Origin of the sequence: Chitinophaga sp. RAB17, assembly GCF_052114225.1 — a bacterium.
In the GTDB taxonomy this organism is placed as follows: Bacteria; Bacteroidota; Bacteroidia; order Chitinophagales; family Chitinophagaceae; genus Chitinophaga.
In genome coordinates, this window is record NZ_JBFREI010000005.1 from 353,787 (window position 1) to 374,485 (window position 20,699).

The 20,699-nt window shown below is 43.3% G+C and carries 24 protein-coding genes; 11 read left to right on the forward strand and 13 right to left on the reverse strand.

Going from position 1 to position 20,699, the window contains the following annotated elements:
• Positions 1 to 99: 99 nt before the first annotated feature.
• Both AB4Z08_RS19280 and AB4Z08_RS19285 read right to left on the reverse strand, forming a co-directional pair.
• Positions 100 to 369 (reverse strand): ArsR family transcriptional regulator, encoded by a 270-nt coding sequence (locus tag AB4Z08_RS19280; RefSeq protein WP_134643411.1) that lies wholly within the window; start codon positions 367 to 369, stop codon positions 100 to 102.
• A gap of 39 nt (positions 370 to 408) precedes the next feature.
• Positions 409 to 1,290, reverse strand: coding sequence for a helix-turn-helix domain-containing protein (locus AB4Z08_RS19285; protein WP_441575400.1), 882 nt, complete (start codon positions 1,288 to 1,290; stop codon positions 409 to 411).
• 87 nt (positions 1,291 to 1,377) lie between these two features.
• Between AB4Z08_RS19285 and AB4Z08_RS19290 the strand changes: the two genes are divergently transcribed.
• Both AB4Z08_RS19290 and AB4Z08_RS19295 read left to right on the forward strand, forming a co-directional pair.
• Positions 1,378 to 2,457, forward strand: coding sequence for an alkene reductase (locus tag AB4Z08_RS19290; RefSeq protein ID WP_441575401.1), 1,080 nt, complete (start codon positions 1,378 to 1,380; stop codon positions 2,455 to 2,457).
• A 103-nt stretch (positions 2,458 to 2,560) separates the two neighbouring features.
• Positions 2,561 to 3,025 carry a hypothetical protein gene (locus AB4Z08_RS19295; RefSeq protein ID WP_441575402.1) on the forward strand — a complete coding sequence of 155 codons (465 nt, stop codon included), beginning with the start codon at positions 2,561 to 2,563 and terminating at the stop codon, positions 3,023 to 3,025.
• Between the two features lie 87 nt (positions 3,026 to 3,112).
• Here AB4Z08_RS19295 and AB4Z08_RS19300 read toward each other — a convergent pair whose 3' ends face one another.
• The 5 genes from AB4Z08_RS19300 to bla form a co-directional block, all read right to left on the reverse strand.
• The gene (locus tag AB4Z08_RS19300; protein ID WP_441575403.1) at positions 3,113 to 3,598 is read right to left on the reverse strand and encodes a hypothetical protein; all 486 of its coding nucleotides are present in this window, start codon (positions 3,596 to 3,598) and stop codon (positions 3,113 to 3,115) included.
• Positions 3,544 to 3,807, reverse strand: coding sequence for a hypothetical protein (locus tag AB4Z08_RS19305; protein WP_441575404.1), 264 nt, complete (start codon positions 3,805 to 3,807; stop codon positions 3,544 to 3,546). The genes AB4Z08_RS19300 and AB4Z08_RS19305 overlap by 55 nt, the downstream gene beginning before the upstream one ends.
• Position 3,808: 1 nt before the next feature.
• A complete protein-coding gene (locus AB4Z08_RS19310) occupies positions 3,809 to 4,135 on the reverse strand; it encodes a hypothetical protein (RefSeq protein ID WP_441575405.1) in 327 nt (108 codons plus the stop codon).
• Between the two features lie 9 nt (positions 4,136 to 4,144).
• Positions 4,145 to 4,882 carry a hypothetical protein gene (locus tag AB4Z08_RS19315; RefSeq protein ID WP_441575406.1) on the reverse strand — a complete coding sequence of 246 codons (738 nt, stop codon included), beginning with the start codon at positions 4,880 to 4,882 and terminating at the stop codon, positions 4,145 to 4,147.
• A 150-nt stretch (positions 4,883 to 5,032) separates the two neighbouring features.
• Positions 5,033 to 5,932 carry a class A beta-lactamase gene (bla, locus tag AB4Z08_RS19320; protein WP_441575407.1) on the reverse strand — a complete coding sequence of 300 codons (900 nt, stop codon included), beginning with the start codon at positions 5,930 to 5,932 and terminating at the stop codon, positions 5,033 to 5,035.
• Positions 5,933 to 6,052: 120 nt separating this feature from the next.
• On the opposite strand from bla, the gene proB reads away from it, so the two are divergent.
• Positions 6,053 to 7,087: a glutamate 5-kinase gene (proB, locus tag AB4Z08_RS19325; RefSeq protein ID WP_441575408.1), complete on the forward strand. Its 1,035-nt coding sequence runs from the start codon at positions 6,053 to 6,055 to the stop codon at positions 7,085 to 7,087.
• A gap of 51 nt (positions 7,088 to 7,138) precedes the next feature.
• On the forward strand, positions 7,139 to 8,386 hold the full coding sequence (locus AB4Z08_RS19330) for a glutamate-5-semialdehyde dehydrogenase (RefSeq protein ID WP_441575409.1): 1,248 nt from the start codon (positions 7,139 to 7,141) through the stop codon (positions 8,384 to 8,386).
• 118 nt (positions 8,387 to 8,504) lie between these two features.
• Here AB4Z08_RS19330 and AB4Z08_RS19335 read toward each other — a convergent pair whose 3' ends face one another.
• Together AB4Z08_RS19335 and AB4Z08_RS19340 are read right to left on the reverse strand one after the other, a co-directional pair.
• Entirely contained in the window at positions 8,505 to 9,578 is a 1,074-nt protein-coding gene (locus AB4Z08_RS19335) for a class I fructose-bisphosphate aldolase (RefSeq protein WP_441575410.1), read from the reverse strand.
• 73 nt (positions 9,579 to 9,651) lie between these two features.
• The gene (locus AB4Z08_RS19340; RefSeq protein WP_441575411.1) at positions 9,652 to 9,819 is read right to left on the reverse strand and encodes a hypothetical protein; all 168 of its coding nucleotides are present in this window, start codon (positions 9,817 to 9,819) and stop codon (positions 9,652 to 9,654) included.
• A 361-nt stretch (positions 9,820 to 10,180) separates the two neighbouring features.
• Between AB4Z08_RS19340 and AB4Z08_RS19345 the strand changes: the two genes are divergently transcribed.
• The 5 genes from AB4Z08_RS19345 (at position 10,181) to AB4Z08_RS19365 (ending at position 14,455) form a co-directional block, all read left to right on the forward strand.
• Positions 10,181 to 10,756: a histidine phosphatase family protein gene (locus tag AB4Z08_RS19345; protein WP_441575412.1), complete on the forward strand. Its 576-nt coding sequence runs from the start codon at positions 10,181 to 10,183 to the stop codon at positions 10,754 to 10,756.
• Between the two features lie 119 nt (positions 10,757 to 10,875).
• Positions 10,876 to 11,592 carry a response regulator transcription factor gene (locus AB4Z08_RS19350; protein WP_441575413.1) on the forward strand — a complete coding sequence of 239 codons (717 nt, stop codon included), beginning with the start codon at positions 10,876 to 10,878 and terminating at the stop codon, positions 11,590 to 11,592.
• Positions 11,576 to 12,934, forward strand: a complete 1,359-nt coding sequence (locus AB4Z08_RS19355) for an ATP-binding protein (RefSeq protein WP_441575414.1) — start codon at positions 11,576 to 11,578, stop codon at positions 12,932 to 12,934. Before AB4Z08_RS19350 ends, AB4Z08_RS19355 begins: the two co-directional genes overlap by 17 nt.
• Before the next feature lie 110 nt (positions 12,935 to 13,044).
• On the forward strand, positions 13,045 to 13,530 hold the full coding sequence (locus tag AB4Z08_RS19360; RefSeq protein WP_441575415.1) for a hypothetical protein: 486 nt from the start codon (positions 13,045 to 13,047) through the stop codon (positions 13,528 to 13,530).
• A 10-nt stretch (positions 13,531 to 13,540) separates the two neighbouring features.
• Positions 13,541 to 14,455, forward strand: a complete 915-nt coding sequence (locus tag AB4Z08_RS19365; RefSeq protein WP_441575416.1) for a bestrophin family protein — start codon at positions 13,541 to 13,543, stop codon at positions 14,453 to 14,455.
• An 87-nt stretch (positions 14,456 to 14,542) separates the two neighbouring features.
• On the opposite strand, the gene AB4Z08_RS19370 is transcribed toward AB4Z08_RS19365, so the two are convergent.
• Entirely contained in the window at positions 14,543 to 15,283 is a 741-nt protein-coding gene (locus AB4Z08_RS19370) for a tetratricopeptide repeat protein (RefSeq protein ID WP_441575417.1), read from the reverse strand.
• Between the two features lie 93 nt (positions 15,284 to 15,376).
• Between AB4Z08_RS19370 and AB4Z08_RS19375 the strand changes: the two genes are divergently transcribed.
• Entirely contained in the window at positions 15,377 to 16,054 is a 678-nt protein-coding gene (locus tag AB4Z08_RS19375; protein ID WP_441575418.1) for a TIGR02117 family protein, read from the forward strand.
• 7 nt (positions 16,055 to 16,061) lie between these two features.
• Here the strand turns inward: AB4Z08_RS19375 and AB4Z08_RS19380 are convergent, their stop codons facing one another.
• Together AB4Z08_RS19380 and AB4Z08_RS19385 are read right to left on the reverse strand one after the other, a co-directional pair.
• Positions 16,062 to 16,685: a hypothetical protein gene (locus tag AB4Z08_RS19380; protein ID WP_441575419.1), complete on the reverse strand. Its 624-nt coding sequence runs from the start codon at positions 16,683 to 16,685 to the stop codon at positions 16,062 to 16,064.
• Between the two features lie 64 nt (positions 16,686 to 16,749).
• Positions 16,750 to 17,223 carry a hypothetical protein gene (locus AB4Z08_RS19385; RefSeq protein ID WP_441575420.1) on the reverse strand — a complete coding sequence of 158 codons (474 nt, stop codon included), beginning with the start codon at positions 17,221 to 17,223 and terminating at the stop codon, positions 16,750 to 16,752.
• A 520-nt stretch (positions 17,224 to 17,743) separates the two neighbouring features.
• Here AB4Z08_RS19385 and AB4Z08_RS19390 point away from each other — a divergent pair.
• Entirely contained in the window at positions 17,744 to 19,501 is a 1,758-nt protein-coding gene (locus tag AB4Z08_RS19390; protein ID WP_441575421.1) for a hybrid sensor histidine kinase/response regulator, read from the forward strand.
• On the opposite strand, the gene AB4Z08_RS19395 is transcribed toward AB4Z08_RS19390, so the two are convergent.
• Positions 19,486 to 20,430: a terpene synthase family protein gene (locus tag AB4Z08_RS19395; RefSeq protein WP_441575422.1), complete on the reverse strand. Its 945-nt coding sequence runs from the start codon at positions 20,428 to 20,430 to the stop codon at positions 19,486 to 19,488. The genes AB4Z08_RS19390 and AB4Z08_RS19395 overlap by 16 nt on opposite strands.
• Positions 20,431 to 20,699 lie beyond the last annotated feature (269 nt).

Genomic DNA, 20,699 nt, shown 5'->3' on the forward strand with positions numbered 1-20,699 from the left:
CAAAAAAAAGAGAAAATCTTCTCTATCAATTCATTAATTTAAACATTTCAATGTATTAACCTATAAAAAAAGCCGTTGGTAAACCCGCCCGGTAGTCCCTCAGCTTAATTGTAAAAAGAACATCGACAATTGCTTCATCATCTCTTTATTGAGCGTTAATTCCACAATTCTGCCATTTTTTGAAGAATTCAGCACGCCACTTTCAACCAGGATCTTCACATGGTGCGATACAGTGGGTTGCGATAAACACGTAAACTCACATACATCACCACAAATCAGCTTGCCCTTCTTAACAACCTCCATTAAAATAGATAATCGGTGCTTGTCGGCGATGGCATTTGCTGCTTTTTCTATAACTGCTAAATCCATAGAACAAAAGTAATACTATTTTCCAAATATCGAAATATTTCAATGAATATTTTTTTGAAGCTCGTTTTTCCGCCCCTCTTTCCGGTAAGCCGATGGCGTTACCCCGTAATATTTCTTAAACAAGCGGCTCAGGTGGCTTTCGTCTGTAAACCCCAGCTCATCGGCGATTTCTCCAATGGTAAGATCACTGTAAGACACCCGTAACTGCACCAGGTTCAGCTTATAATTAATAATGAACTGCTGCAGGCTCTCCCCCGTCTGCTTTTTAAAGAACTCCCCGATATAGTTCTGGGAAAGATTGAATTTTGACGAAAGGACCTCCTGCTTCAGCATCTCCCGTTCATAAATATGCTGACGGATATACAACATGATCTGGTTGATCAGTAACGCACAATCTTCCTCCCCTGTTATATTAATATCTGCCGCCACATTCCTGGCCACAATATTCAACAACAACGTAACATAATGCTGCAGATTTTCCTGGTAATAAGGATGTTTCTGTTCATATTCTTCCACCATATTGCCAATCAATGCAGTAATCATTTTACAATCATTATCCTGCCTGATCAGTAGCTGCTCCTGCCGGTTATGGTAAAAGAAAAGATACTCCAACTGACGCAACCACGCTCCTATACGTTCTTTTTCCTGCGGCGTATGAGAATGACCAACAAACATTTCCGAAAAACGTACCGATACAAAACGGGTAGACGTCTCTTCTTCGAATCCACGACAATCACGCGGCGTAAACAAAAAGATGCTTCCTTTCCGGTAAGGGAACCGGTTTTTATTCACCGTCCGAAACCCACTCCCCTCCTGGATCTGTATGATCTCGAAAAAATAGTACACCTGCGGACGGGGATCCCAGTCCGACATATTCCCCTGCAATAATTCAAAAGGCGTGTACAAATTCCGTGCTTCCATAACCTGCAAAATTACAGTAATCCCCCCGGATTATACCTGTTGCGTCCCATTCGCCACCAATAACTTTGTAGCATAAAAAGCACAAAGATGAAACTACTGGAATCGATCAGCGCAGCATCACTACCTCTTGCCAACAGAGTAGTGATGGCGCCTATGAGCAGAAGAAGAGCCACCGATGGTGTACCACATGATATTGTAGCTACTTATTACAGTCAACGTGCCAGTGCAGGACTGTTGATTGCAGAAAGCACCGTGATCAGTGCCAATGGTATGGGGTACAGCGATCTGCCAGCCATCTACAATGATGCACAAATAGCCGGATGGAAAAAAGTAACGGATGCAGTACATGCAAAAAACGGAAAAATATTTCTGCAGTTGGTACATTGCGGTAGATTAGGCCACCCGCTCAACCTCCCTGGTGGCGGCCCATTGGTGGCTCCCTCCGCAGTAACAGCAACAGGTAGTGTAGACACCGCACAGGGACCACAGCTTATGCCAACGCCGGTAGCGATGAGCACTGCTGCTGTGGAAGAAATGATTGCATTACATGTACAGGCTACAAAAAATGCGCTGACAGCAGGCTTCGATGGTGTTGAAATACACGCCGCACATGGTTATCTGATTGAACAGTTTATGCATCCACTTACCAATGAACGTATTGATAAATATGGCGGCAGTATAGAAAACCGTAGCCGCTTTTTATTAGACATCGTAAAAGGCTGCATAGAAGTTGCTGGCGCCGACCGGGTAGGCATCCGTCTCTCTCCCTTTGCTGCATTGAATGGCCTGACATTATATAAAGAAGAAATTGCCACACATCTATACCTGACTTCGAAACTAAACAGCATGGATATACGATATATTCACCTCTCAGATCAGTCAACAAATGGTAGTGTACCTATCCCCGGAAATTACATCAGTTTAGTACGACAACAGTTTAATAATTGGTTAATTTTAGGTGGTGGTTTCACCGCCGACAGCGCAGAAAAAACACTGCAACGAAATGAAGCAGATCTTATTGCATTCGGAAGACCATTTATCTCCAATCCTGATCTGGTGGAGCGTTTCAGAGATCAATATCCGTTAGCAGCCGCAGACAAAAGTACTTTCTATGAAGGTGGCGCCACAGGTCTTATTGACTATCCTTTCATGATGACTTCACAATAGTTGTACTCCGCATATTTTTATATTATCTTTATAGCTTACATGTGTTGGACAGCCCAACAGCTGTATAATCAAATATGCCAAACAAACTATTGCTATGAAAGCCATGAAAAATCAACTTTTATTACCTATCGCGCTTTTTACTTTCGCGGCCTGTCATGAAAGTAAAATACCGGAAGAAAAAATCGAGACTGCCGCTGCGCCACCACAACCAACCGTATCTGCGGCTGGCGCTGAAAAAATTTCGCATCCATGCGCTATTCTTTATTCACCTGATAGTGCCCAACTGGCAAAATTAAAAAAAGAAAACGGGGAAGAAGCTTTTTTTACCATCGCCGATGATAACTCAAACTACATGGCCGATGCACGTATTTTCCTGGAAGGGAAAGGTGTAAAAATAATGGAACCTACCGGCGGCAAAATGCACTTTCAGTCTAAAACCGGCAATGCTGCCACCATTGACTTAAGCGATCCTAAATACAACTGGGAAGCATGGATATATGATGGCAACAAACTCAGTAAAATAGATTTGACAGATATCGAAAATGAGTATAAAAAGTATATGAAGTAAGCTGTTAGCCATTAGCTTTTAGCTGTTAGTAAATGCAGCAAAGACCAACAAATGTTAATCTCCGCTGCATTTACTAACAGCTAAAAGCTAAAAGCTTACCGCCTCCGGTGGTTTTCCTGAAAATATAAACAGGTGATCTTTATTGGTAGCACTTACCAGCTTTTCCTTTGATATCAAAAATGCTTCGCGGTCAAATTGCAATCTGCCTAATCCCTCTCCCGGTGCGATGTGTAGCTTGTTTACATCCGGTGGCAGTGGATAATCAAAAAATGCAGTATCATACATACTGTGCAATATATTCAGATGCCGGTAAGAAGGTTGATCCAGCAACACCTCAAATCCATCCTTGGTTTCTTTCGCTGCTGGCATCGCATCCATCGCAGGATGCGCAGAAAAATCAAAAACAAGATAAGGTACATGCTGATAGTTGAATGCAAACACCAGCAATATTTTTCCCGATGCTATCTTTGTATCCTTCGATGCCTGAATAATATATTTCGGCGCCGCTTTATCTGAAGTCAGATAAAGCGTATCGTGCTCCTGTTGCCAGGTGCCTTTTGTAAACTGGTCCACCGCGCCATAGCTGATAGAATAAAGCGGTGATTCTCAAACAAACAGAACTCTTCTGCTACTTCCATCTGGTTGGCACTATAGCAGCCGATAGTTAAGGTATTGTTTTTACTCATATTTACTTTTTGCGCAAAGATCCGCGCTGCTGATAGTAGCAGCAATACCAGCAGCAGCCCACTGCTCCATGTTTTGTATATTTTGCTGCATACCATGCTATTCTCGTCTTAACCGGAGCTTGCGAAGAAACTGCCCGATGCCGGCAATGAGTGCAATTGCAGCTATAACTGCTATCACAGCCGGAAATAGCCAGGTACCAGCCATGTCGTAACAAAGCTTCTCTATACTGTTCATTCGCATACTGCCACCACTCGCTTCCCAGGCTACCATTTCCCGGTACCGCATAATAGCAAAGGTAAAAAGTGCGCCACTGATAATGATCGTCCATATCAGCGTAGGCCAGGGGCTTTTAGACATGCTGTTGACGTATTCATAATCGCTGTCATGATACGTTACTTTTTTCCGGGGCTGTTCTTGTTCCATCAGGTATGTTTATTTATCAGGTCGGACAATTTTGGAGATCCTGCCAGGTGAATCATCTTCCTTATGCGGTACTATGGAAAAGAAATTATACTGCTTCAGGCTTTGAAGAGAAATGGTGACAGGCGTTTCACCGAACGAAGTCGTTTCTTTTTTCAGATCATTCCAGAAGCCGGATTCAAATTCATTGATAAAGTGGTCGGGGGTACTTACCCTGCTGGCATTGCCCTGCGCAAGAACGATGTTATCGCCATCTATTTTAATAACTTTAAACAGCGCATACACGTTATTGGTAGTAGTGGCGCTGTTTTCATTGCGTACCAGGGTGCCACCCGTGCTGGCGTAAAAAATATCTCCGGGGTGCGGATCGGCTACGTAAGTTGCCAACTCTTTGTCGCTGGTCGACTTTCTATGTTTGGCGACCTGGGCAACCACCGCCAGCACAAGAATGAAGGCTGGAATCACGATCATCCCTCTCCACATGCGAAGTGGTGTTTTGGTCGTTGCCTTCAGCTCTTTATATTTCGCAGTAATTTCGGGCGTCCACTTGGCTGCCGGGATTCTTTCTCCGTTGTCACAAAATGCTACACCATATTTCAGAGAAGGCATCATAGGTCCTACAAACCATACGTATCGCTGCAATACTGCGATGGTAACACCATCACCACCACTATTGGGTAAAGGGCATGCTAATCCCGGATAGTGTTTTCGCGTATGTTCTACGGATCTGATCTGGTAAACAATAAACATAAGTGTGCGGGTTTGTTTGTTACGGTTTTTCTATATAGTTCCACCCGGTAAGGCTACATTACATTCAAGGCCGGGCTTAAAAGGGACTACCAATCAATTGCAATATTCAGGAATTGTTAACGAACCAGCAACTATTCCCCCATCATTTTTTTAATGGGCATATGCATCCCATACTGCCTTAGCTACTTTTGCAATGGTAGCATCCCGTTCCTGCTCGGTGGCGCCGGCGTCTGACACAAATACGGTGATGGCTATATGATTTCCATTCGGCAGGGTAATAATGCCCACATCATTGTGTGCGGCAGTCTGCCCATTGATTGTCCAGGCGGTACCGGTTTTATGTGCCACTACAGTGCCGGCGGGTAATAATCCTTTCAGTCTTTTAGCGCCAGGGCCTGAAGTCGTCATCAGGTGCAGTAAATAGTTCCTGCTGCTGTCTGACAATACCGGTGTGCTGTAAAACTTCTCCAATAGCTGCGTCATGGCAATTGGTGTGCACCAGTTTTTATATTGCACCATGGGCTGCTCCTTCTGTACCTGCGCTTCTTCTGTAGTAGCAATATTGATCTGTTTTACACCCAATCCGTGAATATATCCGTTGACCTTTGCAGGACCACCCAGTAATTTAAAAAAGATATCACAGGCACTGCCATCGCTTTCACAGATATTATATTCCAGCAGTTCTTTGATGGTTAACGTGACGTTGCCTTCCGGATATTTTTCGCGGATGGGACTATGCCCGGAGGTAGTAAGGTCTGATTTGAGGATTTTCACGGGTTGATCGAGGCGCATTTTGTGTGCATCTACCTGCTGCAAAATAGCGATAGCTACCGGGAACTTGTATACACTCTGCATCGGAAACCGTTCATCGCGGTTAAACGATACCGTATCTTTTGTTTCCAGTACCCGGGCGTATACCCCAACCTTTCCTGATATATTTCCGGCAATAGTGGCAATTTGTTGCCGGAGGGATTGCTGTGCGGAAGCACCAGGAAGAAAACCGCCCAAACACGCCACCATAGCCAATGTAATTATTAAACTCTTTTTCATCATATGGTCATTAATAAATATATACTCCCTAATATAAAGCATAATTCAGCAGTCGACTTCAATTTTACATTTAGAATTTCATCTTCTTAATATTATTTTAGGCTCCAAATACAGACGAAATTGAGCAAACCGATACTTGTTATAAAATTTGGGACGGCATCCATCACCCATCAGAATGGTGACCTGGATGAAACGGTGATTGCCGGCATTGCACGGCAGGTGGCAGCTTTACATGCAGATCATCATATTGTGTTGGTATCATCCGGAGCAGTAGCTGCGGGGAAACAGTTTTTGCGCCATTACAATGGCACCATCAGCGAGCGTAAAGCCGCTGCAGCTGTGGGTAATCCGCTGCTACTGAATAAATACAGCCGCTACTTTGCGCCCTATAATATTGCTGTGGCACAGAGTCTGTGCGAACGGCAGCACTTTTCCGACAGGGACCAGTTCCTGCAGCTGAAGCGCACCTACGAAGAATTGTGGGCCAGCAATATCATTCCTATCGCCAACGAAAACGATGTGGTGAGCAGCCTGGAGCTCAAGTTCTCCGACAATGATGAACTGGCCACCCTCATTGCGGTAGGCTTTGGCGCCTCCCTGTTGTTGTTCAGCACCTCTGTAGCAGGTGTATTGGACAGATCCGGCCAGGTAGTACCACAGATAGATGTAATTGACAAAGCAGCCCTGGGATTGGCCGATAAAGAAAAATCCAGTCTTGGCCTGGGTGGCATGGTCTCCAAGCTCACCTTTGCCCGCCTCGCCACCAGGATGGGCATCAGGGTAGTGATATTTGGTATCCGTACGGAAGATGGTATACTCAATGCCATTGCAGGCAAAACAGGTACCTTATGCCTCCCGCAGCCCTGCAGTATGCCCGCCCGCAAAAAATGGCTGGCCAGTGGCAGCCTGGTAACCGGCAGGATACAGATAGATTCCGGTGCACAGCAAGCCCTGGAAAAGCGACATAGCCTGCTGGCAGTAGGCGTACAATCCGTACTCGAAAAATTTGAATGCGGGGAAGTCATAGAAATCGTGAATGAAGACAATATCGCCATCGCCGTAGGCAGGGCGAAAATATCTTCTGATGTACTCGATACCAAACATAAAGCACAGAACACCGAAGTGGCCCATGCCGATGATATTGTGCTGTTGTAGTGTATCACGCTCCCCGGGGAATTTTTCCCGGCTTAAAAAATAAATAACATCATGGAGACTATACAACCCTTACTGGAAAAGGCGCAACAGGCAGGCGTATCTATACGTACCTTGCCGGATGCACAAAAAGAGGCCCTGCTGCGCCGACTGGCGGCGGTGATCCTGATACAGTCAGAAAACATTACCGCCGAAAACAAAAAAGACCTGGACCGTATGCCGGATGCAGATCCGAAAAAGGACAGGCTCCTGCTCACCACCGCACGTATCCGTGATCTGGCCTCCAGCCTGGAAGAGATTGCAGGCCTGCCGGATCCTGCCAATGTACTGGTCCTGGAAAGGAAGCTGGACAATGGTTTATTGGTGCAAAAGAAAACCGTTCCACTCGGCGTAGTAGGCGTGATTTATGAATCGAGACCAAATGTAACCGTAGATGTGGCGGCGCTTTGTATCCGCTCCGGCAACGTATGTGTACTGCGCGGTGGCACCGATGCCTTTCATACCAACACCATCCTGGTACAACTGATACAGGATGTATTAAAGGAGTTTAAGGTAGATGAACATGCGGTACAACTGCTTCCTACAGACCGTAACCTGGTGACGGAAATGCTCACAGCCGTAAAATATATCGACATCATTATTCCCCGTGGCTCGGAGCAACTGATAGAATTTGTACGGGCCAATTCCAGGGTACCGGTGATTGAAACCGGTGCCGGCGTATGTCATACCTATGTGGAAAAAACAGCTGACCTCTCCATGGCTGCCAACATTGTTACCAATGCTAAAGTATCCCGCCCTTCTGTATGTAATGCGCTGGACACTGTACTGGTAGATGAAGCCGTAGCGGCCGACTTCCTGGCACTACTGGCGCCGCAGCTGCTGCCTTATGCAGTAGACGTATATGCGGACCCGTTAGCCTTTAAACTGCTGCAGCAAAATAATTATCCGCATCTTTTTGCTGCGCAACCTGAAGATTTTGGTCGTGAGTTTTTATCCCTTAAATGTTCGGTAAAAATAGTGTCCGGTACATCGGAAGCACTATCACATATACAAACCTATTCTTCCCGTCACTCAGAGGCGATCATTTCCCGCGATACCGCGGTGAGTGAACGTTTCCTCAACGAAGTAGATGCGGCCGCAGTATACGTGAACGCCTCTACGCGATTCACTGATGGAGGTGTATTTGGCTTGGGCGCAGAAATAGGTATTTCCACCCAGAAACTGCATGCCCGTGGTCCTTTTGCACTTGAAAAACTGGTAACAGAAAAATGGTTTGTGCATGGTGATGGACAGACGCGATGAAGCTGAAAGCGTAAAGCAGAAAGCAAAAAGCGATTATAGCGGATATATAAACAGGTATTTGTAATTAATTATCCGCTTATATATCCGCTATAATCGCTTTCTGCTTTACGCTTTCAGCTTACGCAATAGTAACCTGCTCATTCAAATACACATCCTGAATAGCATTCAGCAAAGCCGCTCCTTCTGCCATAGGGCGCTGGAAGGCTTTACGACCGGAAATCAGCCCCATGCCACCGGCCCTCTTATTAATCACAGCAGTGCGTACAGCTTCTGCCAGATCAGCATCCCCCTCAGAAGCGCCACCGGAATTAATCAATCCCATACGTCCCATATAACAATTGGCTACCTGGTAGCGGCAAAGATCAATAGGATTGTCGGAAGTCAGCTCGGTGTAAATGCGTTCATCCAGTTTACCATAGGAAGAAGTACCGGTATTCAGCGCTTTATAGCCACCATTGACTACCGGTAGTTTCTGTTTGATAATATCTGCCTGAATGGTAACGCCCAGGTGGTTGGCCTGCCCGGTAAGATCAGCAGACAAATGATAATCTACATCTTTCTTAAAAGCATCATTCCGCAGGTAGCACCAGAGAATGGTTGCCATGCCCAGTTCATGCGCCCTTTCAAATGCCTGGGATACTTCTACGATCTGCCGGTCAGACTGCTCAGAACCGAAATAGATGGTAGCTCCTACTGCAACAGCACCTATGTTCCAGGCTTCTTCTACGGTACCATACATCACCTGATCGGCCCGGTTGGGATAGGTGAGCAATTCATTATGATTGAGTTTTACAATAAAGGGAATACGATGCGCATAGTTGCGCGATACGGAAGATAACACACCAAAAGTGGAAGCTACGGCATTACAACCACCTTCTACCGCCAGCTTGACAATATTTTCCGGATCGAAATAAGCGGGGTATTTCGCGAAAGATGCGCCGGCACTGTGCTCTACACCCTGATCTACCGGTAGTATAGACATGTAACCGGTACCTGCCAGCCGCCCATGATTAAACAACTGCCCCAAACTGCGCAATACCTGCGGGTTACGACTGGATGGCTGGTAAATTTTATTCACCGTATCAGGCCCTGGCAGATGCAGCAGGTCTTTGCTGATAGTCTTACTTTGATGTTGCAGCAGGGTATCACTTTCTTTTCCTAATAATTCGCTGATTTTTTCCAAGGATAACATAAGCATGACTTTTTTGGTACAACTAATTTAAGGATTTAATACCGCACTGACCGGAACATGAAAAGTTAATATCTTAGTAAGGTGTTGGTCCCTTTGGGCGCGGTTTGTCTTCCCGCTCTTCTGTTACCATTTCTGTGCCTTCAAATGCACCACCGGAACCATCATGGATAATAGGCTCTTCTTTTATCACTTCTTCTTTTGTGACCGGCTTTTCTTCGTTGGGTTTAATACTCTTTTCCATAATAACAAATGTAATGATAACTTACAAAACAGGAATTCATGACCGAAGATCATTACTATTAAAAAGATCAGACACCTACATCAGCAACGCAAACCGGGCCACAATGAGTATCCTTCATTGACGTTTAAAATACTCCCTGATCTTATCATTATTAAACACTATTACGGCAAATGAGCTTATAAAAAAGATTCCGGGTATTTCCCTATTAATTAACGCAAACAATGATCCTATATAACATATAAATTATCTACAATTTGTTTTGAGTTTTTTGTCAACTTTAGCGAAGGATTGTGAATAACTCACTATTAACCCAACAGTGATTTGTATATATTTGTCCCCCGGAATGACTAAAAGATTCAATATGACCCAGATCGCTATTATCCGTCACGGCACCACTTCCTGGAATAAAGCAGGCAAATTGCAAGGCCATTCAGACATCCCGCTGGATGAAGAAGGCGTGCAGCAGGCCATAAAACTGGGACAGCGGCTCACCGGCGAAACCTGGGACCTTGTTTACTCCAGTCACCTGATCCGCGCCAGGCAAACAGCTGCGATCATTGCGCAGGAATTGGGAATAGAAACGGTGACAGAAGACAGAAGACTAGGCGAAGCAGGTGGCGGCCTCATCGAAGGTACCACCGAAGAGGAACGTGTCAGTAAATGGGGAACCTCCTGGAAACTCCTGGACCTGGGTATGGAAAAAAATGCATCAGTGGTAGCACGCGGTCGTTCCTTTATGCAGGATCTGCTAACAGAAAACTCCGGTAAAAAAATACTGCTGATCAGTCATGGCAGCTTTATCCGCCAGTTGCTGGATGCCTTATTACCTGCTATGCATCCTACTCCTGCCATGAAAAACACCTCTATCACAAGACTTCAATTCTCCGACGAAAACTGGCATTGCGAACTGTTTAACTGCGTGCGCCATCTCGAATAGCATTACGAATTAAAAATTACAAATTAACGATTGAAAAGAAGATTGTAAACGCGGATATCTACACACAAATCCGTAATTCGTAATTTGTAATTCGCAATTCGTAATTACCTTTGCCGTTCATGAAGCTATTACTTATAGAAGATGAACCGGCTGTAGTATCTGTAATTACGCGCGGTCTTTCCGAAGCCGGCTACGAAGTGAGCGTGGCGCCGGATGGCAGCAGCGGCCTGCAAATGGCACTTAACAACCCGTCATTCAGACTGATTATACTGGATGTAATGCTCCCGGGCATGAATGGTATAGAAGTATGCCGCTCCCTGCGTCAGGCAAAGCAGGAAGTGCCCATACTCATGCTCACCGCACTGGGCACCACAGAAAATATTGTGATGGGACTCGACAGCGGAGCAGATGACTACCTGATAAAGCCATTTAAACTACAGGAGCTGGAAGCCCGCATCCGCAGCCTGCTACGGAGAAAAACAAATATCGATATACCCGTTCCCGTTACATCGGCAGCCGTGCTCACCCTGGCAGACCTGGAACTGAACATGGATACCAAATCCGCCAGCAGAAAGGGAAGAAACATTTCTCTCACCGCCACAGAATACCGGTTGCTGGAGTTCCTGCTGAGGAATCCCAGGAAAGTACTATCCAGACTGGAAATACTGGAACAGGTATGGGGCATCGAATTTAATATGAACACCAAAGTAGTGGATGTATATATTAACTATCTCCGGAAAAAAATTAATAAACATAACGCCACAGAACTGATACATACCGTAGTGGGACTGGGCTACATGATCCGGGAAAATAAAGCCGATGAAGATACGCACTAAGATATTAATGGTATTTGCAGGTTTAACCATCTCCACTATCCTCATTATGAGTATACTGGTATACTATTTTGCCAACCAGCACTCCTTCGAGGATTTCTACAAACGCCTGGAAATACGTGCCTATCTTACTGCCAAAGCTACGCTCCCCTACTACGAATCTGATTCTGTTATCTATAATGAAATACGGGAAGAACACCTGGAAAAACTGCCCTCGGAAAAAGAATATTTCCTCCAGGTAGGCGCCGATGGCACCGTATATAAAGATGCACACCTTTCCCTTCCCAACAGCTTCTATGAACAGGTACGCCTTGAAAACAAGGCCACCTACCGGGAAGGCGACCGTTTCTATGAAGGGGTGCTATACAAGAGCAAACAGGGCCTGTACATCGTTATCGTATCGGCCATTAATAAGTACAGTGCGGAATACCTTGGCTGGCTGCGCAAAATATTAATCATCTGTTCCGTTGCCTCCAGCGTAATACTGGTGGCAGCCGGCATTTTCTTCTCCAAATATATTCTGAAGCCTATCCGGCATATGATGATACAAGTAAAAAGTATCAGTTCACGCAACTTACACCTACGGCTAACCGTAGATGACAGTGGCGATGAAATCAATGACCTCGCCGGCACTTTTAATAATATGCTGGACCGCCTGGAAACAGCCTTCGAAACACAAAACAATTTCGTCAGCAACGCTTCACATGAGCTGAGCACCCCGCTCACCGCCATCATTGGTGAAGCAGAACTGGCACTCAATAAAGAACGGACACCGGAAAAATATATCTATTCCCTGAAAAACATTCTCCATGAAGCAGGTAGACTGGAACATATCACTAAAAGCCTTCTTCACCTGGCACAAACAGGCTTTGATGGTAAAAAGCAGGACTGGAGCCTGATACGCAGCGATGAATTATTGTTCACCGTAAAACATACCATCGACAAACTACATCCCGGCAACCTGGTAGAAATAGATTATAGCCTGTTTCCGGAAGAAGAAGACAAATTACAGATACCCGGAAATGAGCAACTGCTGGAGCTTGCACTCAGCAACATTGTGATCAATGCCATAAAATATTCCAACAATCAACCGGTATCTATTGCACTGGCTGCCACGGAAAAGAAAAATATTATTATCGTCAAAGATCATGGCATTGGCATTCCGCCGGAAGACCTGCCATACATCTTCTCCCCCTTTTTCCGTGCCTCCAATACTTCCCGTTTTAAAGGCTATGGTATTGGTTTGCCGCTGGCCATGAACATCATCCGTATGCATAAAGGAGATATCATTGTAAACAGCCAGGTAAACCACGGAACCGAGATCAGGGTGGAGTTGCCATTGTAGCGCCTGCTTTTCTTACCAAATTCTTACCACATTCTTACCACCTTTTAACGCCGCTCTTACTGGTTACTTATTTCACAGCAATAATTTTGTTGTTATAAAAGATACCAGACATGAAAAATATACTCATACCAACAGACTTCTCTCTTCGCTCCCTCAGTTATGTGCACAGTATTGTAGCACAACATCCGTATGAGCAGGTTAATATTATATTAATGCATGCGCTGCAGATGCCTGACTCGTTGTTTGACCTTATTACGTATACCCGCAACAGCCGTCACCTGGAACTGATTTCAAACGACTTCCAGGATGGGTGTGAAATTATCCGTAATAAATATTCTTCTGCCATTAACCAGTTGAAGATTGAATTCTTCCATGGCAATACCCGTGCAGCATTACGCAACTTCCTGCTGGCACAAAATATAGACCTGATCATTCAGCCTGCAGATCATGAGTACAATGCACCTTCTAAAAGAAGTTATGATCCGGAAAAACTGATCAGTAAATGTAATTATCCAAAGATGAAAATCCAGCTGCAACGCCGGAGGTTTGTGTCGGATAAATCCACCATATCAGCACTTTTGCTGGCCACAGAATAAAAGCAATTTTATGCTACTGAAAGAAAATATCCCATTAAAATATGTATTTGGTAAAATCCGGTTTGAAATCCTGTTGGTGACTGTTTATTCACTGACGATTAACATCCTTTATTACCAATATGATTTCACCAACCTGGTGATTCCCATATCCGTGCCCATGGTGTTGGGTACTGTACTCTCCCTGCTCCTTGCGTTCCGCTCTAATCAGGCATATGATCGCTGGTGGGAAGCAAGAACAATATGGGGTGCCATTGTAAATGACTCACGTTCACTAACACGACAGGTTTTAAGCCTGATGGATACAGCTTATCAATCGGAAGACCTGACACTTTTCCAGGAACGCTTTGTAAAGCGACAGGCAGCATGGTGCCATAGTTTGGGACAATCGTTACGAAAGACAGATCCGCTCAAAGGTGTAGACAGATTATTATCAAGACGGGAGCTTAGTTATGTGATGAAGTATGATAACGTACCGGCTGCCTTGTTGCTCTTACATGGAAAAGACCTGAAGTTCGCATTGGAACAGGGATGGATTAATCAATACCAGCAGGTAGCGCTGGATCAGACGCTATCCCGGCTCTGTGATGCCATGGGTAAATGTGAACGTATTAAAAATACCGTATTCCCGGCTACTTACAGTTTGTATACACATTTCACCCTCATATTCTTTATACTGTTATTGCCGTTTGCCTTAATAGATGTGCTGGGATTCATGGAAATACCTTTGGTGGTAGCCATTGCCTCATCATTCCTGCTGATTGAAAAAATGGCGATCAATTTACAGGATCCATTTGAAAATAAACCTACAGATACACCGGTGACGACTATTGCCAGGAATATTGAAAAAGACCTCCGGCAAATGTTGCATGAGCAATATAGCATACCGGAAGAGCCGGTGAAAACACCTGCCTACTACGTTCTTTAATGTTGATTTGTGTTTAAGGCTACTTCCTTCAAAAAGGGCCGTAATTTATAGCGTAAGACGACAGCTCCGGTATCAACCGGAGCTTTTTTACATATTAGCCAGCTCCTTCCGGGAAAGCCATACCCATTTACGGATAGTACGGCGGATATATCTTGGATGCAGATCGATTTCTTCTCTGGTATGCTCAAACTGAGCTTTCGCTTCGGCGGTTCTGCCCTGCTTTTTCAACAGCAGCCCGTAATAATACATGGCTTCCAGCGAATGATGTACCTGTATTACTTTCTGATAGGCTTCTTCCGCCCTGGCAGGTTGTCCTGTATATTCCAGGGCACGTGCATACAACAGTTCATCTTCTGCTTTACTCATTCTCACCCCCTTCGTGGCATTTACCTTATCGAAATTGCTGATGCATGCTGCATAGTTGCCATCCAGGAAATGTAGCCGCGCCAGCTGCAACAGAATGCCCGGATCTTTGGTAAAAGCATTCGCACATTCCTGGGTCAAAGCAATGGCTTTATCGTATTGCTTTTGCTGCGCATAAGCATCTGCCAGTTGTAATTTATTGGTAACTGTATCGGATATACGTACTTTTCGCTCCCATTCTTTAATGCGTCCATTGGGCCAGATCGTCCGCAACAGGCGCTCTCCAAATTCACCACTGTTGATCTCCGGTAAAATTTCCCGCACCAGGTAAACTGCTACTCCCACCAGTGGAATAAACACAATAAAATATAACCATTCTCTTCTGCCAGCTTTCAACGCATGTATCACACATACAATCTGCAAAATAATAACAAGATAATAATAGTTACTCCAGAAAGGGAACATAGTGCTGTCGGTAATCAGGGTTAGGGAAACTGATTTGGCCGCAAAATAAGAAAATATCCTAATTTGCCGGATTGATAAAAAAAAGTAGCCACTTTGAAGAAAATTTTTAAAATCGCAGGATATTCCCTGTTAACCATTTTCCTGCTGATAGGTGTATATCTGTTGTCGGCGTATACCCTTTCCCGTATGAGCACCAGCCGGGAAGCTGTTAATGATGCAGATATTACTATTTATATTCTTACTAACGGGGTGCATACTGATCTTGTAGTACCTGTACGTACCCCGCAAATAGACTGGAGTACGCGCATTCCTTTCCGGAACACCACCGCCAACGATACTACGGCTACCCTGCTGGCCTTTGGCTGGGGCGACAAAGGCTTCTATCTTGAAACACCTACCTGGAACGATCTGAAAGCCAGTACCGCATTTAAAGCTGCCTTTAACCTGAGTACTTCCGCGATACACGCTACCTATTATCATGGTTTACGTGAAAATGAAAGCTGCCATGCCATCATGATAAGTAAATCCCAATATGCCCGCTTAATTACTTATATCAATAATAGCTTCCGGACGGGAGCAGATGGAATGCCAGTGAATATTATCACAAAAGCGAATTATGATAACAACGATGCCTTCTACGAAGCCAAAGGCAGCTATAACCTGTTTCACACCTGCAATACCTGGGCAAACAGTGGTTTAAAAAGCTGCGGACAAAAAGCTTGCAGGTGGACGATTTTTGATACTGGTATTTTTTATCAGTACAAAAAGTGATCGTTACTCAGGCATCATAAAATATTTCAATTAACAGGGTTCCTTTTTCATCCCGCCATTTAATCCATCCCTGTGTAGTGTCTTTTTGGATCAGGAGCCAATCCCCTTCTATTTTAACGATTTCGTTTAGTGCATCTGTGCCGGTGTCCACAGCTACCAGCTTTGCATGAATAGATGGCTTTTCCCGCATGGGATTACTTTTGGCATCAAAGTCAACACAACAGGCACTTAAAATATTCTCCTGCATGGATTGGGAGAAAAAGTTGCTATCCTTGCAGCTGATATATCTGATGATATTTTTTTCTTCGTGAACAACTACCTTATATAAGCCATTTTCCTTACCCAGGCAGCGGAATATCAGCAGTAAATTTTCGGGCTTAATGGCGTAGGGAGCGATGGAACTATCTGAAAAATAGTCGTTGTACAGCACCTTTTTCCAGACGGAACCATCACTATTCAGGAAATGCAATTGCCTTACTGAATCATTCTTTAGCCGGACGAAATCGCAGTGAGCAACTGCTGGCTGTGTGACTGTGACAGCACCTGGTGTAGCTGAAATGACTTTTTGTTGATGGCTACTTTCTGTGCAGGCAGCACATAATAGCAAAACGGCTAAAAAATATCTCCTCATTAAATTAAATTTACTTTGTTTCATTTAGCTTTCATTTCCTGACCCTATTTTGATTGATGCTACATTACTTTCCGGTAGCAACTATTTTACCATTCACATACTCCTCCACTTTCCTTAAAGTTCCTTTGTTGTTATAATACTTCCATAACCCGGTCCTTAGTGGAAAGTACTGCATGCCTTTCTTAGGCCTGGGACTACGAATACCTGTCACCGGATCTACCGCCCAGGCATCTACTGTATCCAATTTAACAGCATCCATATAGTTGCCACTAAAAACAATATTGCCAGTGGATTTTGAGTAACGTTCAATATACATAGCCCCTTTGCAGCTTTTGAGTAAAATCCTCAGGTAATACGCTTCCCCTTCACTGATGGTGACAGTATCCGGACTAAGTGCCAGGCGCATTCCACTGCCAATGGCATCAATCATGATAAATTGCGCACAGTCTTTATCTTTAGTTTGCGCATTTAAAATATGGAAGCAGGAAAGCAAAACGATAAACAGTGATAACTTTTTGGATTTATAGGGATGCTGCATAAATGAATATCTATAACTGATAAAAGTAAGAATTATTTTTTCCGTATATGTGGTTTCCTGTTCAATCCCTCTCCTACATAATTATATTGATGCAGGTACTTATCATCTATGATCAACAGGCGCCCAATTATCTGTATTTCCTTCGTGCCTCCAGCTGGTAACAATAGGCCTTTATATGCCCCCCTCCAGTATAGTAATATTTTCCCAGGAATTTATTAAAAAGCTACTGTTTTAAACGCTTACATATTACTTAATTATTAATATAATAATTATCCATTTTCTGATTTTATGGTTAAATAAACATTACCTATCTTAACATACAATTAACATCCAGCTTAGCTTACTTGATTAGATTTACCCTGCGACAAAGCATATCGATATGCATAGAACAAATGACACCCAAGCACAGATCCAAAGCGTTTTTTTGAAATATCAGATTGTTTAATGGATACTTTTTTCCATGTTTGTTTATATTCCCAGGAAGCCGTAATTCAAAATGTAACCCTCGTAATAATCGTTTATGAAACCTGATAACTATACATCTGCCTACACACTGAAAGAAATATTACTTATACCGATATATGCGGGCACGAAAGGTTTGGGAAAAAATGATAAAAAGCGTTCGATCATTATTATTAACGTGATGGCAGTGATATTAAGTAGCCTTGTATTGAGTATCGGCAGCTACTTTTACCTCTTAAAAAATTCGATATTTTTCATCATTGGTATTCCGTTGGAAGTAATGGGTTTCGCTTTTGTAATTGGGCTAAACCAGTACAAACAATATTTCCAGGCTAATTTACTAATGTATACTGTCAATGCTATTTTCATTGCTTATTGGTCTACGGTATTAGGATCAGGCATTTCACTTGGACTACTGTTAGCATTTATTACCATCATTATATTTCACTTAAGTGCTTCCTCTTTTTTATATAAGGAGAAAAAATCTACAATAGTATGCCTGATTATAACAATACTATTCGGTGCCTGGGTACTTACGAATTCTTACTTTCAATTGATGCAGCCAATCGGATTAAGTCCGAATATTGCAACAACCATGCGATATGTTACAACAATTGCACTGATCGTATTTATAATATTGGTGATGCTGTCTTATGTGGCACAGATTAACTCACTGCTATCTTCTGAACGAAAGCTGAAAGAAATATCTGAAAGAAAAAGCGTTTTCCTGCGGGAAACCTATCATGAATTAAGAACTCCCTTAAATGCCATATTCTCCATTGCACAATTATTTCAACTCAGACGGGATAAGTATGGGGAGCCGGATAAAAAACAGCTGGACGATTTATATGCCGCCTGTTATATCGCCCGCAATACCATCAATCATGTGCTGGATATGTCGAAGATAGAATCGGGCAGATTCTATAATATTATTAAAGAGCCTATTAATCTAAGAGAATGTATTGCCCACTGCGTGGCTATGAACAGCTACCTTGCTGCATCAAGGGGCATCATGATCAACGTGAATTTTGATAAGCAGCTGGATCAACCTATTAACAGTGACGACCTCCTGTTGAAAAAGATATTCAACAATGTGCTGTCGAATGCCGTGAAATTCACATCTGGCAAAAGCATCGTTGAATTCAGCTGTGAAAAAAAAGAGGAACAGATTGTTTTCAAAGTCCGCAACGAAGGTGTTATAGACCCCAAAATAGCTAATAGAATTTTTGATAATTTCGTGTCACAGCGTAACCAGGTTGAAGGGACTGGTCTTGGTCTATCCATCACCAAACACCTTGTTGAATTATTTGGAGGTACTATTGCCATTGAACCTGATGAATTAAATCCTAATACCACCACCATTGCTTTTAATATTCCTTTAGAAATAAGTACCGGAAAAGTAAAGCAACAAACAGCCTTTCAGTTCAGGAAAGATTGCTTTGCCGGCGCCACTGCTTTGATCATTGAAGATGATCTGTTAAGCTCTCATTTTCTTTCTAAAATACTGGAAGAAATGGGTATACAATCTATCTTGTGTAAGGATGGAGAAAACGCAGCAGAAATAATCAAACAGGAAATGCCTAATATAATTATTTCGGATCTCAATATGCCAAAATTCAACAGCAAAGAGCTACTGCAATACCTGCATGAAACAGCGGAATTAAAAGGCATCCCCGTCTTAATTGTATCAGGAGATGCCTTCTTAAAAGATGAAATGATGGAAGCAGGAGCGAATGCCTTCATCACCAAGCCTGTTCATTTCAAAGAACTATATCTTGAATTGTCCAGACACTTGCCTCATCATATACTTTCGTAACGTCCGGTATCCAGGATAGCCCAGTCATCGTATCCTTTAACGATCGTATACAACCCCTGGATATATTCATCCAGTTGGGTATTGATGCTTTCATTCCAATAAGGAATTTCTTTGCGGAGTTGCTCCAGCTTGAACAGATATTCATCGTGATAGTCTATTACATACTGTACTGCTTCTTCATGTGGCAGATTCAACTCTCTTTGCGCAATAAATATCAGGTTAAACCCCGCTATTTCAAGATCCTTTTCTCTTGCAATGGAATGCAGATCATTAGCCAGACAGCCCAGAAGATTAAGAATGAGCTCTATTTCCACAATAGTTTCATGTTCATACACCTCATCCGGCAAATCCAGTTTTTCAAAAATTGCGACCAAAGGAAACATAATATAAAAACCTGTAAAAGGCCGCATTTCAAAATACTTCGCGATAGATGGAACATAGCTATGCAGCTGCATATCTATTTCAAAGAAACACTCCTTTAAATAATCAATCATGTGCTTACAATACTGACGATAAAGATAGGGTGTGCTGGTAGCGCGGAATCGTTCCAGAATGTTGGCCAGTCCTATACTCAGACTGTTATCTGATGGTTCCCGCTTGTTCTCCAAAATTTCGATGAACTCATGTAACATCGATTTCATTTCAACTGCGGCTTCTGCTCCTGCAGAACCCCGGTCACAGGTATCATCCACCGTAAATAACCAGGTGAGCAAATCACCTGCAAGGCAAATCTGATTGTACGTTGCATTGGGGTATTCCCTGGCGGCTTGTAATCCAAACCTGGCTTTCGTATACCAACCAATCGATTTAAACTGTGGCGCCAGATCAAAGCGCTGGGCCCATTTCAATGTGTTCAATTGTACTTCCTCGAAAAATGCATTAATTGCTGGTTGACCTGGTAATGTACAGGCATACGCATTCATTGACATAACTGTAGTTTTTAGTTGTTAGAAAAAAAGGGACTGATAAGTAATATTTCGGAATAGGAATGTTGCATTACATAAGTAGTGATAAAGCGCGTTAATATATCTACGATATATTATATGTTACATACGTAAAAAATCGCCAGAAGGTGCAGTAAGACGGGCATTTAATGCAATCAATTGGATACAATCTAAATAAAGTTGGGTACAATTCAGCTAAAATGGACAAACTATTTTTTACGAACAAAGCGGCTGCCTTCGATGTTCTTAAAGGA